16 protein-coding genes are annotated in these 14,430 nt (G+C 42.8%); 8 read left to right on the top strand and 8 right to left on the bottom strand.

Annotation, left to right across the window (positions count from 1 at the left end):
- Positions 1-24: 24 nt before the first annotated feature.
- Positions 25-1,188, bottom strand: coding sequence for a sugar transporter (locus CVT13_RS07130; RefSeq protein ID WP_107812083.1), 1,164 nt, complete (start codon positions 1,186-1,188; stop codon positions 25-27).
- Positions 1,189-1,361: 173 nt separating this feature from the next.
- On the opposite strand from CVT13_RS07130, the gene nifJ reads away from it, so the two are divergent.
- Both nifJ and CVT13_RS07120 read left to right on the top strand, forming a co-directional pair.
- The gene (gene nifJ / locus CVT13_RS07125; RefSeq protein ID WP_107812082.1) at positions 1,362-4,964 is read left to right on the top strand and encodes a pyruvate:ferredoxin (flavodoxin) oxidoreductase; all 3,603 of its coding nucleotides are present in this window, start codon (positions 1,362-1,364) and stop codon (positions 4,962-4,964) included.
- A gap of 133 nt (positions 4,965-5,097) precedes the next feature.
- Positions 5,098-5,604 (top strand): DNA-deoxyinosine glycosylase, encoded by a 507-nt coding sequence (locus CVT13_RS07120; protein WP_107812081.1) that lies wholly within the window; start codon positions 5,098-5,100, stop codon positions 5,602-5,604.
- Positions 5,605-5,764: 160 nt separating this feature from the next.
- On the opposite strand, the gene CVT13_RS07115 is transcribed toward CVT13_RS07120, so the two are convergent.
- From CVT13_RS07115 to CVT13_RS07100, 3 genes are all read right to left on the bottom strand, one after another.
- Positions 5,765-6,235 carry a hypothetical protein gene (locus CVT13_RS07115; RefSeq protein WP_107793276.1) on the bottom strand — a complete coding sequence of 157 codons (471 nt, stop codon included), beginning with the start codon at positions 6,233-6,235 and terminating at the stop codon, positions 5,765-5,767.
- Positions 6,217-7,464 (bottom strand): pentapeptide repeat-containing protein, encoded by a 1,248-nt coding sequence (locus CVT13_RS07110; protein ID WP_107812080.1) that lies wholly within the window; start codon positions 7,462-7,464, stop codon positions 6,217-6,219. The genes CVT13_RS07115 and CVT13_RS07110 overlap by 19 nt, the downstream gene beginning before the upstream one ends.
- 244 nt (positions 7,465-7,708) lie before the next feature.
- On the bottom strand, positions 7,709-8,206 hold the full coding sequence (locus CVT13_RS07100) for a hypothetical protein (protein ID WP_107812078.1): 498 nt from the start codon (positions 8,204-8,206) through the stop codon (positions 7,709-7,711).
- 178 nt (positions 8,207-8,384) lie between these two features.
- Here CVT13_RS07100 and CVT13_RS07095 point away from each other — a divergent pair, with 178 nt between their 5' ends.
- From CVT13_RS07095 to CVT13_RS07085, 4 genes are all read left to right on the top strand, one after another.
- Positions 8,385-9,530 (top strand): toxin-antitoxin system YwqK family antitoxin, encoded by a 1,146-nt coding sequence (locus CVT13_RS07095; protein WP_107812077.1) that lies wholly within the window; start codon positions 8,385-8,387, stop codon positions 9,528-9,530.
- Positions 9,531-9,625: 95 nt separating this feature from the next.
- Entirely contained in the window at positions 9,626-9,760 is a 135-nt protein-coding gene (locus CVT13_RS10555; RefSeq protein WP_265094426.1) for a hypothetical protein, read from the top strand.
- Between the two features lie 79 nt (positions 9,761-9,839).
- Positions 9,840-10,040, top strand: a complete 201-nt coding sequence (locus tag CVT13_RS07090; RefSeq protein ID WP_107812076.1) for a hypothetical protein — start codon at positions 9,840-9,842, stop codon at positions 10,038-10,040.
- A 313-nt stretch (positions 10,041-10,353) separates the two neighbouring features.
- Positions 10,354-11,064, top strand: a complete 711-nt coding sequence (locus CVT13_RS07085) for an aspartate/glutamate racemase family protein (RefSeq protein ID WP_107812075.1) — start codon at positions 10,354-10,356, stop codon at positions 11,062-11,064.
- A gap of 58 nt (positions 11,065-11,122) precedes the next feature.
- On the opposite strand, the gene CVT13_RS07080 is transcribed toward CVT13_RS07085, so the two are convergent.
- Positions 11,123-11,548, bottom strand: a complete 426-nt coding sequence (locus CVT13_RS07080; protein WP_320205054.1) for an HAD family hydrolase — start codon at positions 11,546-11,548, stop codon at positions 11,123-11,125.
- A 217-nt stretch (positions 11,549-11,765) separates the two neighbouring features.
- Here CVT13_RS07080 and CVT13_RS07075 point away from each other — a divergent pair, with 217 nt between their 5' ends.
- Positions 11,766-12,083 carry a hypothetical protein gene (locus tag CVT13_RS07075; protein WP_054197178.1) on the top strand — a complete coding sequence of 106 codons (318 nt, stop codon included), beginning with the start codon at positions 11,766-11,768 and terminating at the stop codon, positions 12,081-12,083.
- Positions 12,084-12,185: 102 nt separating this feature from the next.
- On the opposite strand, the gene CVT13_RS07070 is transcribed toward CVT13_RS07075, so the two are convergent.
- On the bottom strand, positions 12,186-12,734 hold the full coding sequence (locus tag CVT13_RS07070; RefSeq protein ID WP_054197179.1) for an NAD(P)H-dependent oxidoreductase: 549 nt from the start codon (positions 12,732-12,734) through the stop codon (positions 12,186-12,188).
- A 65-nt stretch (positions 12,735-12,799) separates the two neighbouring features.
- Here CVT13_RS07070 and CVT13_RS07065 point away from each other — a divergent pair, with 65 nt between their 5' ends.
- Positions 12,800-13,111, top strand: a complete 312-nt coding sequence (locus tag CVT13_RS07065; protein ID WP_103583463.1) for a hypothetical protein — start codon at positions 12,800-12,802, stop codon at positions 13,109-13,111.
- Positions 13,112-13,120: 9 nt separating this feature from the next.
- Here CVT13_RS07065 and CVT13_RS07060 read toward each other — a convergent pair whose 3' ends face one another.
- Positions 13,121-13,543 carry a Sua5 YciO YrdC YwlC family protein gene (locus CVT13_RS07060; RefSeq protein WP_103583218.1) on the bottom strand — a complete coding sequence of 141 codons (423 nt, stop codon included), beginning with the start codon at positions 13,541-13,543 and terminating at the stop codon, positions 13,121-13,123.
- On the bottom strand, positions 13,540-14,427 hold the full coding sequence (locus tag CVT13_RS07055; protein WP_107812073.1) for a DMT family transporter: 888 nt from the start codon (positions 14,425-14,427) through the stop codon (positions 13,540-13,542). The genes CVT13_RS07060 and CVT13_RS07055 overlap by 4 nt, the downstream gene beginning before the upstream one ends.
- Positions 14,428-14,430 lie beyond the last annotated feature (3 nt).

The raw sequence follows: 14,430 nt of genomic DNA, 5'->3' as shown, positions 1-14,430 counted from the left end.
CGTTTTACTTAGATGTTTAAACATCTAAATTCTCTTAACCTTAGATACCGCAAATAAAAATATGATAAGTCCGCTTGCGGCGAAAAAACTACCAACATTACCGATATTTTGCTCGCCTAAATGAACTATCGTCTGATGCCCTATTAGCGCTCCTGCTCCGATACCTATGTTATAAATAGCTGAAAATATCGCCATTGCGGCATCAGTAGCGTTTGAGGCTAAATTTAGCACTTTTATTTGAAAGCTCATATTTACACCAGCTATGCCAAGCCCCCAAACAAAGGCCAAAACTAGCATTAAAACTTCATTTTTAGCAATAAAATTTAACACAAGCAAGCAACATAAAATAAGCATGATAGAAATTGCTGAAAATGCATTTGGAATAAGCTTATAAAATTTAGAGAAAAGCAGGCTTGCAACTACACCAGCAACACCAAATATAAGCAAGAATATTGTGATAAATTTTCCATCAAAGCCACTGATATCTTTTGTAAATGGCTCAATGTAGCTATAGGTGCTAAAATGCGCGCTTATGATAATTGCAGTTAGTAAAAATACGACCATTAAAAGGCCATTTCTTGCAAGCTCTGGCAAGCTTTTAAGCGAGCCTGAGTTTTTGCTTGGCAGAAGTGGCAAAATTTTATATAGCCAAGCTCCAACACCAACAGCAAAAATTCCGATCAGCCCAAAGGTCACACGCCAACCAAGTGCGTCACCTAAAATTCTTCCAAGTGGCAGACCAAGTATCATCGCTAGCGATGTACCAAGAGCTAGCAATCCAAGAGCTTGCGAGCTTTTATTTATCGGAGCTAGCCTAACAGCAAGTGAAGCAGTGATAGCCCAAAAAATGGCATGAGCAATAGCTATCATCAACCTAGCAATGATTAAAATTTTAAAATTCCAAGCAAAGGCACAAAGCGTATGAGCTACAACAAATACGATAAAAACTTTTAAAAGAAGAGATCTTCGTTCTAAATTTGCAGTTAAAAGCATAAGCGGTAAAGAGAGTATAGTGACGCTCCACGCATAAATCGTGATGATAAGACCGGTATCAGCCGTGCTCATATCAAAGTCTTTTGCAATATCACTTAAAAGTGGCACTGGAACAAACTCAGTAGTGTTAAATATAAAAGCACAAAAAGCAAGAGCTATAACCCTTAAATAGGCTACCCTATGAACACTTATCAAATTTTATCCTTAATCTTATTTTTTCATTACGGTAATGGAATTTTGCTTAAAGTTAGTAATTCAAAAGACAAAATTCTCAGAATTTATTAATGACATAGATTAATAGTAGATTTTGGAAACTATCTCTATAATAAAAGATTTTTAAAAATCGTAAGAAAATTTAAGGCGGAAAAATGGCTAAAATAATGAAAACTATGGACGGAAACGAGGCTGCGGCGCACGCGGCTTACGCATTTACGGAGGTTGCGGGCATCTACCCGATCACCCCTAGCTCGCCGATGGCTGATTACACTGATATGTGGGCGGCTCAGGGCAAGAAAAATCTATTCGGTATGCCAGTTAAGGTAGTCGAAATGCAAAGCGAGGGCGGGGCTGCGGGCACCGTGCACGGCTCGCTGCAAGTAGGCGCGCTAACTACGACATATACGGCTTCGCAAGGACTTTTGCTAAAAATCCCGAATATGTACAAAATCGCAGGCCAGTTACTGCCCGGCGTTATCCACGTGAGCGCGCGCTCTATCGCGGCCCAGGCGCTTTCTATCTTTGGCGATCATCAGGATATTTATGCCTGTCGCCAGACGGGATTTGCGATGCTGGCAAGCGGCTCCGTGCAGGAAGTCATGGATATCGCCGGCGTCGCACACCTAGCTGCAATCAAGGGTCGCGTGCCGTTTTTGCACTTTTTCGACGGATTTCGTACGAGCCACGAGATACAAAAGGTTGAGGTGCTTGACTACGCGCACTTTGATAGGCTTCTTGACCGCGAGGCGCTACAAAAATTTAGAGACGAGGCGCTAAGTCCAGAGAGTCCTAAAACTCGCGGTACGGCGCAAAACGACGATATCTACTTTCAGACGCGCGAGCTAGCTAATCGCTACTACGACGCCGTCCCTGACATCGTAGCCGAGTATCTAAAAGAAATTTCAAAAATCACGGGACGAGACTATAAGCCGTTTAATTATTACGGCGATCCGCACGCTACGCGCATCGTGGTCGCGATGGGTTCGGTAACGCAGACGCTCGAAGAGGTTGTCGATCACCTACGCGCAAAGGGCGAAAAGGTGGGCGTGCTAAAGGTGCATCTATACCGTCCGTTTAGCCTAAAATACCTCTTTGACGTGATGCCTGATACGGTAGAAAAGATCGCCGTGCTAGACCGCACGAAAGAGCCGGGAAGCCTCGGCGAGCCGCTATATCTGGACGTTAAGGCAGCGTTTTACGGACGCAAAAATCAGCCCGTGATCGTGGGCGGTCGCTACGGTCTGAGCTCAAAAGACGTCGATCCTGCGCAAATGCTAGCCGTCTTTGAAAATTTAAATTTGAGTGAGCCTAAAAACGGCTTTACCGTCGGTATCGATGACGACGTGACCTTCACCTCGCTAAAAGTCGGCGAGAAAATTTCGCTAAGCGACGCAAGCGTGAAAGAGTGCCTATTTTACGGCCTTGGCGCGGACGGTACCGTTGGGGCGAATAAAAACTCAATCAAAATCATCGGCGATAAAACCGATCTTTACGCGCAGGCGTATTTTGCCTACGACAGCAAAAAATCGGGTGGCTACACGCGCTCACATCTGCGTTTCGGTAAAAACCCGATCCGCTCGACCTATCTCGTCTCAAATCCTCACTTCGTAGCCTGCTCGGTCGCGGCGTATCTTGAGATTTACGACGTCATAGACGGTATCCGCGAGGGTGGGACGTTCTTGCTAAACTCGATCTGGGACGCCGAGCAGACGGTCGCTAAACTGCCGAACAAAGTAAAGAAAATTTTGGCCGCTAAAAAGGTAAATTTCTACATCATCAACGCTACCAAGCTAGCTCGCGAGATCGGGCTAAAAAACCGCACGAACACCATCATGCAGTCGGCGTTTTTTAAGCTCGCCGACATCATCCCGTTTGCCGACGCGCAAAAATACATGAAAGAGTACGCGCACAAAGCCTACGCCAAAAAGGGCGAAGCGATCGTAGAGATGAACTACAAGGCCATCGATATGGGCGCGGATGGGCTGGTTAAGGTTGCGGTTGATCCTAGCTGGGCAAATTTGACGGATGACGCGAGTGCGGAGGAAAAATACGTCGGCGACGAATTTATAGAAAAAATCGTCAAGCCTATAAACGCCGCCAGGGGCGATAGCTTGCCCGTTTCGGCATTTGTGGGCTTTGAAGACGGACACTTTAAATCAGGCACCACGGCCTACGAAAAACGCGGCATCGGCGTAATGGTGCCAAAGTGGATCGAGAGCAACTGCATCCAGTGTAACCAGTGTGCCTTCGTCTGCCCGCACGCGGTCATCAGGCCATTTCTCATCGACGAAAACGAGCTCGCCGCCGCGCCGCAAACCGTGCAAGATCGCGTCCTAGACGCCAAAGGCAAAGAGACAAAAGGACTAAAATACAAAATCCAAGTTAGCCCGCTTGACTGCACGGGCTGCGAGCTGTGCGCTCAAATTTGTCCGAGCAAGGAAAAATCGCTCGTCATGGTGCCGCTAGCCGAGGAAATGGAGCGACACGAGCAGGAAAACGCCGATTATTTATTTAAAAAAGTAACCTACAAAGACGACCTGATGAGCAAAGATAGCGTCAAGGGCGTGGGATTTGCGCAGCCGCTATTTGAGTTTCACGGTGCGTGTCCCGGATGCGGCGAGACGCCTTATATCGGGCTTGTTACGAGACTTTTCGGCGACCGTATGATCGTGGCAAACGCCACCGGATGTAGCTCGATCTACGGCGGTAGCGCGCCTTCGACGCCTTATACGACGAACAAAGAGGGCAAGGGCGTAGCGTGGGCAAATTCGCTGTTTGAGGATAACGCGGAGTTTGGCATGGGTATGAATGTCGCGGTAGAGACGCTGCGCCACCGTATCGAAGACGTCATGCTACGCACCAAAGACGCCGCGCCAAATGCCCTAGCCGCGCTATACTCCGACTGGATAACGCACAAAAACGACGGCGAGAAAACGACGCAAATCGCTAAAATTTTAACGCCGATTTTGGAGCAAAATTTAGACGTAGAGGGCGTTAAAGAAATTTTAGAGCTAAAAAGATATCTCGTCAAAAAGTCCCAGTGGATCATCGGCGGCGACGGCTGGGCGTACGATATCGGCTTTGGCGGGCTTGACCACGTACTAGCTAGCGGCGAGAACGTAAACGTGCTCGTACTTGACACCGAAGTCTACTCAAACACCGGCGGCCAAAGCTCAAAATCAAGTCGCGCGGGCTCCATAGCGCAGTTTACCGCTAGCGGCAAGCCGATGCAGAAAAAAGATTTGGGCTACATCGCGATGACCTACGGAAATATCTTCGTAGCTCAAATCAACTCAAACGCGAGCCAGGCAAACACGATAAAAGCCATCGCCGCAGCCGAAGCCTACGACGGACCTAGCCTCGTGATCGCGTATTCGCCGTGTATCGCGCACGGTATAAAAGGCGGCATGGCCTACTCCGGCGGTCAAGGCGAGCTAGCGACCAAGTGTGGCTACTGGCCGACCTACGTCTACGATCCGCGTCTAATCAAAGAGGGCAAAAATCCGCTCAAAATGACCTCAAAAGAGCCGGATTGGTCGCTTTACGAGGAGTTTTTGCTAAACGAGGTTCGCTACAACTCGCTTAAGAAAACTAACCCGCAGCACGCAGACGAGCTGCTAGCTAAAAACAAGGCCGACGCGCAAAGACGCTACCGCCAGCTAAAACGCCTAAGCTTGGCTGATTTTAGCGACGAGATCGAGTCTGACGCGCCTGGGAGCGCCGAGGATGTCTCTGCCGGCAGCGTAGCCGAGTAAGGAGCAAATTTCTCTCGCCTAAATTTGACGGGCGAGAGAAAATATCTGTAAATTTGGCTGCTCGTTTGGGCGGTTAAATTTGCTTTCAAATTTGAAATTTTAAATTTAACGCGGCAAATTTAAAAGGCGCAAAATGAGCCAAACCCATCCTTTTAAACCGATTTTTGATAAAAACTCTAAAATTTTAATCCTCGGATCCTTCCCTTCCGTAGTTTCTCGTAAATTTGGCTTTTACTACGCAAATCCGCAAAATCGCTTTTGGCGGGTGCTGGCCGGGATTTTAAACGCTCCGCTGCCTACAAGCACGGATGAAAAGATAAATTTCCTGCTCGCCCGCCGCATCGCTATCTACGACGCTGCGATCTCGTGCGAGATAAAGGGCTCGAGCGATGCTAAAATGACCGCCGTCTCGCCCGCAAATTTAGAACCGATTTTTAGCGGAGCGCGCATAGTGCAGGTATTCGCAAACGGCGGCAAAGCTCACGAAATCTGCGAAAAATACCTAAAAGATAAAATTTTAAACGCAACGGGCAAACCGCCCCTCAAATTACCCTCGACTAGCCCGGCAAACGCAAATTTTAGCTTTGAAAAGCTTGCGCAAGAGTGGACGGTAGTCGCAGAGGCGCTAAAAGACGGCTAAATTTTTATCTATCTAAATTTAGCTAATTTACTTATCTGTTATCACAAGTGGCAAAATCTAAAGTAAAGACCCTGACAAATTTCGCCAATATCTATTTAAGAAGCGAGCAAAATTTAAAAAGGCTTGTTCACCTTATTGCCACTAATAGCGACATAAACCTCTAGCTAGGCACTACAGAATTTCTACGTGCAGTTTTTGTAAGAGAGTAGATGACGAGTAGCATAATAAAAACATAAAGTAAATTTGCACTTTTTTGTATTGATTGCATTGCTTCATCGTATTTTAGAGCATTTAGAACCTTTTCATACGATTTTTTAGTAGTTTCATTTAAATTTTTGTAGCTGACATTATTATCCATGGGTTCCTTTGAATATTTTATGTATTTTTTCACAAAATCAATTAAAGGAGTGCTTGTTCTACTATTATCCAATCTTTCTAAAATTATTTTTCTATTTTTAACTATAAAATTGATCTTATGTTCTGCTTTTGTATTGGTAAAATTTGCATCCAAAAGCATATCGTCCAAGCCATTATTATTGTATTTTATTATGTATTCTTCAAATTTGCTTTCAGCTATTTTTTCTGATGTAAAAATACCAATAAACGGAGTTATTAATACAGGTTTATCCAAAAAATAGCCATAAAAATTAAATATGTCATAAAACGCACAAAACTAAATCTAAATAAATAAAACGACAAAACATATAATGTCACATATAAAAGTATAAAAACAATAACATAAACAGAATAGTCAAAGACATTAACTAAGCCTGGTGTAATGAAAATGATATATGCAAAAATTCCTATCGGCGCAGTTGCCCATAGTATTTTATACTCCGCTACAAAATACAATAAACATGTTAGTGGTCCAATTAAAAAAATAAACAGCAACAATAGCACCAATATTTTAGGACTATCAATCATTGCTTTCAACAAAAAATCATCTAAAACCCAAAAAGACAATCCATACATAGCAATAGTTAGAATAGTAAAGTTTATTATCTTAAATAAATTTGTATGATGATCGCTAGTGTTTCTATATAATTTTAGTGTTATCAAATCTAAAAAAAGCTCAATACGATTTTTGCTTTTAGGCCTGGCTTCTACTTCATTGGCAGATTTTACTTTTTTATCGTTTTTGCTATCTTTAGCCTTTGCATTTTCAAGAGTAAATTCCAGCTCCAACTCTTTGCAGTATAGTTCTAGGCGGTGAAACAAGCTTGCGTCTAGCGCATTGCCTTTGTTGTTTAAAGCGTGTTTCATGAGTCTAAACCCGTCTCTAAAATCATTGGTTGCACTTATATTGTTGGTGCTTGTATCTTCGATAAACTTTTTAAGCTCATCATATGTAAAATCTGTTTTTGCATTTACAAAATTTAAAGCGCCGTTAAAAATGATTGACGAGAAATTAACCGGCTTTTCAAAATTTGCGCTATAAAAGTTGGCATTCTTTTCAAAATTTGTCTCACTAAAATTAACAAAATCTTTAAATAATGTATTTTTGAAGTATGCATTATTTTTAAACAATATATTATTTAATTTTACGTCTTTTGTAAAAATAGCATTTCTGAAATGTGCTTTTTCTTTGAATATTGCATTTGAAAAATCAACTTTATTTTCAAAATTTGTTTCACTTATTATCGCTTTATTAAATTTAGTTCCATGGAAATGTACCTCTTTTTTAAAAACTACTTTACTTAAATTTACCAGATCATTAAATTTAGCTTTTGTAAAAATCAAATCATCCTCAAAACAAGCTTCTTTGAAAAGCACTTCGCAGTTAATTACGCTCCTATGAAAACTTAGCTTTTGATTAAATCTGGCCTTGGTAAAATTTATATTTATCCCGTCAAACTGCATTGAGTGCAAATTAAGCTCGCAATCAAATTCGGCACTTTAGAAATCTAGAACGCTAAATTTCCCTATATCCATAATAAATTTTTGTTTAAAATAGGCGGCTTCAAATTTTAACCCTTCCAACTCATTCTTTGTAACTAATTCAAAAGATTTATTAAAGATACTACTTGCAAAGGATATATCTTGTTTAGCATTTTTTTCGGGTATGAAAACACCGTTTATGGCATTTGCAGATATGAAATCGCCGTTAAACGTGCATGCCTGAAAAAAACGCATATCCATCTACGTAAACTTTTTTTGCAAATTCGCATACACCAAATGTGCTGTTATTGCTGATGTTGCGTAAAAATATTTCGTTTTCAAATTCGCAAGAGATGATATTGGGAAATTCAGAGTTGATAGCTATAATAGCTTGCTTGATTTTGTTTAAATTTTTTATATCTTTTTGATTTCCTATAAGGCAGTTTTGTAGGATTATATTTGGTTCATCGCTTTGTAGATACTTTTCTAAATCTATATGATTTTTTAGACCTGGATCCGAGCTAAAGAAAAAATAATTAAAAATGAAAAAAGATTGACCGTCATATTCGCATTTTTTAACCCAATACTGTTTTTTAGGCCGCTCTAGTGTATCAAAAAGATATATATTTTCGCTAATAATTCCAAGCTCTTTAAGTCTTTCAAGATCATTTTGCTCGATCTCTTCTCTTGGTACTTGCAAAATTTTATCTATATCTAAACCCATTTTTAAACCTCGCTATCATGCATATGCTAAAAATTTACGTTATGCGAAATACTATCAAAAACCAACTTGTAAATTAATTATCAATAAATAAAAACAAACAACAGATTTTAGCATCATCTTCACCTTAAATTTAATTTCAAATTTTAAAATTACCTAAATCAAACAAAGCAGGAGAACCATGAAAATCCTAAAAATTCTATTTTTACTTCCGCTTCTAGCCATCGGTGCGCAAGCTCTAGAGCCAAAAGTCGTAATGAAGCCCGAAGCTACCCTAAAAAACGGGCTTTACTACGTAAAAGGCAAGCTCTACGACGGTACGTTAAAGATGCTACGTTACAGCGTCGAGGACCTATATGACGTAAATGCGATGGGCATGATCTATCCGAGGCTAAAACCTCTGCCGCCTACGCTCATACGCGAGATAGACGTGCAGGGCGGCACGGCGGTGCGATACAGGGACTATTTTGACGGCAGGGACAAACCCTCAAACGAATACCACCTAAAAAACGGCGTTCGCGAGGGCACGGCGAAGCACTATCACGCAGATAGCGGTGCTCTGATGGGCGAGAGCGAATACAAAAATAACGTCCGCGACGGGCGCTACCGCCGCTACTATTTTGACGAGGGTGGCGCGTTAAAGCAGGAGGGCACCTACAAGGCAGACAAGCGAGAGGGCGTGTTTACCGACTATTACGTTAGCGGAGAGGTTAGCGCGCGTAGCCCGTACGCGGGCGGGCTTCGAAACGGCGAGAACGTCGACTACTACAAAAGCGGCAAGATCCGCGGCAAGCGAACGTATAAAGAGGGCAAGCGAGAGGGTGCGGAGACATGGTACTACGAAAGCGGCCCCGTGGAGAAGACGGGCGAATACAAAAACGACCGTAAACAAGGCGTTTGGAAGCGATTTTACGAAAACGGCAAAACGCGCGTGGTAGAAAATTACAAAGACGGCGAAAAGGACGGCGTCGCGCGCGAATACTACCCAAGCGGCAAGCTACGAGGCGAATACGAGTACAAAGACGGCCGCCAAACGGGCGCGGGGTTGGACTACTACGAGAGCGGGGCGCTGGCGGCAAAAGTGATGTTTAAAAACGGGCGCTATCACGGACTGTACGAGGAGTATCACGAAAACGGCAAGCTAAAAGCCAGAGTGATGTTTGAGGACGGGCTGGAGGTCGGCGAGGCGCGCCACTACTACGCAAACGGCAAACTAGAGGCCCATGGCGAGTTTGAGCGCGGCAGGCTCATCCGCGCCAAAAAATACGACGAAGCGGGCAAGCTAATCAGCGACAAGTCTGATAAAAACGGACTTCCGAGGGAGTAAATTTAGCTAAATTTATGCCTTTGCGGTTTAAATTCGCTCTTTAAATTTTAGCTTTTAGCCGTAAATTTAACGTTTATATCGCTTTGGCGGGGAATTTGGCGTGTAAAGCTCAAAAAAGCGGTGAAGCGATAAAAGCCGAGCAAAATCTGCGAAAATTTAGAAATTTTACCGCGCGAAACGACTACGCGCAAACGGCGCTTAAATTTCACGGCGCGAGATTAAAGCGCTAAATCGTAAAGCGGCGATATTTGCGCGAATTTGACGCCAAAACTCGCGTTTTGGCGTTTGCGGGCGTAAAATAGAGGCGGTTTGGGCGTCAAGCTCGCATTTAAAGACGCCGAAACGACTTCTGGCAAAGCGCGCCAAAACGTAGGCGCGAGACTTGCGGACGCGAACGGACAAAATCCGCAGACGGTTTTTCTTGCAAAAAATAAAACTTTACCAAACCGAAAAGCCGTAAATTTAATCCACCCCCAGCGAAGTAATCAAAACGCCGCTTTGAGCCGATAAAATTTACGCGCCAAAGAGAAAATTTGCTCGCAAATTCGGATCGCAAGCGCCGAATTTAAACTCTCTTCATTTAAGCTATCTTCCGAGCCGAGCGTTTAAATTTCCTTTGTAAATTCGGCCCCATCGGTTCGTTAAATTTAGCGCGTTTATTTCGTTAAATTTGCTCTTTTACGTCGCAGGCTAAAAATTTACGCAGTTAATTTATACTCGTTATTTTAGGCAGTTGCAGCCGAATTTAACGCGGCGGACGAAATTTAAATTTAGAGCAAATTTAATTTAAAACCGTAAAATCGCTGAAATTTAAGGAGAAAAAATGAAAAAAATCGGCCTAATCGGCGGGATGAGTTTTGAGTCTACGATAACGTATTACGAGCAAATAAATCGCAAAATAAACGAGCGCTTAGGCGGCCTTAGCAGCGCGGAGATACTGCTAAGCAGCGTAAATTTCGAGGAGATCGAGGCCTGCCAGCGCGAAAACAGATGGGAGGATGCGGACGAAATTTTGGCGCGGCACGCTAGGATTTTGCAAGGCGGCGGGGCGGATTTTATCTTCATCTGCACAAATACGATGCATAGGTGCTTTGACGCCGTGCAAAGCGCCGTTAGCGTGCCTGTGGCGCACATCGCGGACGCCACGCTAAAAGCGCTAAAAAACGCCGGCGTCGCCAAGGTAGGGCTGCTCGGCACCGTTTATACGATGACGCAGGATTTTTACAAGAGTCGGTTGATAGAGGGCGGCGCGGAGGTGCTTTTGCCAAGCGCGGGGGATATGGCGGAAATAAATCGCGTCATCTTTGAGGAGCTTTGCTGCGGCAAAATCGCGCCTAGCTCAAAGGCGAATTTCTTGCGCATCATCGAGGATTTTGGGTCGCGCGGTGCGCAAGGAGCGATACTTGGCTGCACCGAGATAGGCATGCTAATATCGCAGGCAGATACGGACTTGCGGCTTTTTGATACGACGCAGATACACATTGACGCGGCGGTTGAGGCGGCGCTGTCTATGCTTAATCAAAACGGTCGCTAGACGAAGGAAATGACTTAGCCGAGCGGTAAGCAAGGTCGTTTGATAAAATCCACTAATTTTAGTTGCTTGCTAAAAATTTTACCGCTTCATAAGCGTTTTGAAAGATTAAATCCGAATGCTCTTTTAGACTTTGCGCATCCGCGTATCCGCAAGTTAGGCCGATACCTTTGATGCCGGCGTTCTTTGCCACCATTAGATCCATTTGCGTATCGCCTATCATAAATGCGTTTCGCTTATCTTTTCCAAGTTTTGCGAGAGCTAAATTTACGGGCTCCGCGTTAGGTTTTGGATTTAGCACGTCGTCGCGGCCTACCACTACTTTTATAAAATTTAAGACCCCTAAATTTTCAAGCAAAATCTCCGAAAATTTCGACGTTTTCGTAGTAACTACGCCGACGTCGGCAATGCTAGACGCCAAACCTACAGCGTCTTTTGCAAACGGCAAACTCGAAGCCCAGGGCGAGTTTGAGCGCGGAAGGCTCATCCGCGCCAAAAAATACGACGAAGCGGGTAAGCTAATCAGCGATAAGCGGGGTAAAAACGGACTTCCGAGGGAATAAATACTAAAATAAGTTGCTACTGGCATCATTTGAATTTTTACCAAACCAAATATTTACGTCCTTTTGTATTTTACATATTTTAATTGGCTTTAAATAACACCGCAATAGTCGTACTTAATATTAAAATTTTATATTTATCTTTTGCATCTTAGTCATAAAAGTAGCAATCTCATCTATAAAATCATCAAAAAAGCATTAAAACCACTGGGCGAAGATAGTTTTATAGAGCTTATGATAGACAAACACTGGATAGAAAGCGATGTGCGAGAAAATAAAGCTGGTGGAGCATTTTTTGTAAGTTTGCCAAAATTTAAGCAACCAAGAATTTTTACCACCTACATGAATACTCTTTCGCACTTAATCCAGCAAGCTCATGAGCTTGGGCATGCTTGGCACTACTACTTGATGCGTGATCTTCCGGTTTTAAGCGCAAATTTTACTAAAAAACGTATTTTTTAATATCACGCAAACATCGTATAACACGTACCAGTCAGACGTATTGCAATGCTTTTAGCCACGTTGTTGTCGCGAAATTTTAACTCGCGGTCGCAAAAGACGAGGCTAAATTTGATATTCGCCTGGGCTTAGCTCTCCTCGTAAAAGCTTGCCAAAGCGCGCAGCTGCGGCATCTACGGCATCGTCGCCAAACTCGCCCGGCTCAAATCCGCTACTAATAAACGGCACGGCAAACTCCATCCCGCAGTAGTTTGCCGCGATCTTAAGCGGCGTTAAAATTTCATCCAAGCTAAAGCCGATCGCGCCCTGTTTAGAGTATTCGCTAAGCGGAGTACTGACGCTTAGCGCAAGCTGCAAGACCTTGCCTTTAAGCGCGCCGGAACCCACCAGCTCGTGCGAAAAGACGATGTCGATATAGGCTTTTAGCATAGGCGGCACGTTTAGCCAGTGCATCGGGTACAAAAATACGATGCGCTCGGCAGCCGCTAACGCGTCTTGCTCTGCGCGGGCGTCTATGCGCGCGATATCTAAGCCGTAAAGCCCCTCCAAATGCCGCACCTTAGCGTCCGCTGCGGCCTTTGCTACCTGAGATAAGGCTTTGTTTACGCGCGATGCGGCGAGATTTGGGTGCGATAAAATCACAAGAGTTTTCATGTTGTTTCCTTTGTTAAAATTTGCGGAATCATATCGCTAAAAAGCTAAAAGTAGATTAAAAATGCTTGCCAGAGCGAGACTTTTACAAGCAAGAAAGCAAAAAATTACATTTTTATAAAACAGACAACTATATCTACAACTATCCTTATAGCGTCGGTTATCTGCTATCACAATTCTTTCTAAGTGAGTTTAAAAAAGATGAAGCAAAATTTTGCAAAATTTATAAACAATTTTTAATAGAGTGTGGCACAAAAAGCGTGGAAGAGCTAATGAAAAAACACTTTAAAAAAGATACGACAAAGTGCGAATTTTGGCTGATTGGCATAGATGAAGCGCTAAAAAATTTAGATGAGTTTAAAAAGGTGGTGGCTGTATAAATTCACTAGTTATCTTAAACGCTTTATCTTTTTTCGAGAAATTTTATAAATTTTTGATGGAGTATCTTCGAAAAAATGATCATCTACTATTTCATCGGCCACGCTCATAGCCCAAGCTTCATTAAAATTTTGTCCATTTTTGTTCGCACTACTTGAATAAAGCCAGTCAAATTTAGCTAAAAATTTTTCGTGCTCGCACTCTTTTACGACTCTAATGGCCTTTAAATTTGGATACAAAAATGTAGTTTTTCTTGAACGGCGTATAAAATTTTTATACTTTTTTGGCACTCTAACAAGCTCATTTAAAACGCTAAATTTTGCCGTCGTGATAAGACAAGGTTTATTCTCATCACGCATTTTGGCCTTATTTATCTCTTTATAATCTTTACTTAAAAAGCCAGCTGTCGTATCAGTTTGTGCTAGAAATATCATATTTTTTCTCTTTTTGATAGTAAAAATATACAAGAGATTATTAGAGCAAATCCTAAAAAATCCCAAAATACAAATTTTGTTCCAAGCCAAAAGTAGCCAAAAAATGCTGCACTTAGTGGTTCTATGCAGGCTAATAAACTAGCTTTTGCTGCTCCTATTAGCTTAACACCTATCATATAAAAGCTAAATGCAAAAATGGTGCCAAGCGTAATAACAGCAATAAATGCCAGCCATTGATTTATCCCATTAAGCCCAGCAAAATCCCAAACTCTCATATAACAAGCAAGCACTACTCCGCCCATAACCATGCCCCAGCCAAGCGTGAGAGTGACTGAATATTTAGCATTCAGCCTTGCTGGAGCAAGATTATAAACACAAACACAAACGGCACTAACTAAGCACCAAAATAGCGCTTTTGGCGAGATGACAAGAGATGAAATTTGAGCATGTGTGCTCAGGAAAAATACGCCAAGCATCGCGCAAAGCAGAGCTAAAATTTCAAGTGGTCTTGGTGCTCGCTTCTCTTTTAGGCAGATGACGGCTAGGATGAGAACTGGCGCGGTGTATTGAATAACAGTCGCTACTGCGGCATTTGAAAGCTCAATGGAGTAAAAGTAGGCGTACTGCGTCATCATAAGCCCAAGCAAAGCATAGACTAAAAACTCACCAAGTAGCTTTATATCTTTAATCGGAGCAAAAACGGTACTTGGTTCTTTAAAAGCATAAAAAATCACAATAACAATGCCAGCTAGCATCAGTCTATATGGCACCAAAAAATCAGAATTTATACCAAGTGAAAATAGATACTGCCCACAAACCCCACTAAATCCCCAAAGGATACCGCCAACTAAAGTAAGGAGTATCCCAAGACGATGAGTGTTCATTAA

This window comes from Campylobacter concisus (assembly GCF_003049085.1).
Lineage (GTDB): Bacteria > Campylobacterota > Campylobacteria > Campylobacterales > Campylobacteraceae > Campylobacter_A > Campylobacter_A concisus_H.
This window is presented reverse-complemented; position numbering and strand designations above follow the sequence as displayed.

Coding starts and splice junctions, on each gene's coding strand:
- nifJ (WP_107812082.1), top strand. CDS start 1,362: ATGGCTAAAATAATGAAAACTATGGACGGAAACGAGGCTGCGGCGCAC.
- CVT13_RS07120 (WP_107812081.1), top strand. CDS start 5,098: ATGAGCCAAACCCATCCTTTTAAACCGATTTTTGATAAAAACTCTAAA.
- CVT13_RS07110 (WP_107812080.1), bottom strand. CDS start 7,464: ATGCAGTTTGACGGGATAAATATAAATTTTACCAAGGCCAGATTTAAT.
- CVT13_RS07100 (WP_107812078.1), bottom strand. CDS start 8,206: ATGGGTTTAGATATAGATAAAATTTTGCAAGTACCAAGAGAAGAGATC.
- CVT13_RS07095 (WP_107812077.1), top strand. CDS start 8,385: ATGAAAATCCTAAAAATTCTATTTTTACTTCCGCTTCTAGCCATCGGT.
- CVT13_RS07085 (WP_107812075.1), top strand. CDS start 10,354: ATGAAAAAAATCGGCCTAATCGGCGGGATGAGTTTTGAGTCTACGATA.
- CVT13_RS07080 (WP_320205054.1), bottom strand. CDS start 11,548: ATGAGCCTTCCGCGCTCAAACTCGCCCTGGGCTTCGAGTTTGCCGTTT.
- CVT13_RS07070 (WP_054197179.1), bottom strand. CDS start 12,734: ATGAAAACTCTTGTGATTTTATCGCACCCAAATCTCGCCGCATCGCGC.
- CVT13_RS07060 (WP_103583218.1), bottom strand. CDS start 13,543: ATGATATTTCTAGCACAAACTGATACGACAGCTGGCTTTTTAAGTAAA.
- CVT13_RS07055 (WP_107812073.1), bottom strand. CDS start 14,427: ATGAACACTCATCGTCTTGGGATACTCCTTACTTTAGTTGGCGGTATC.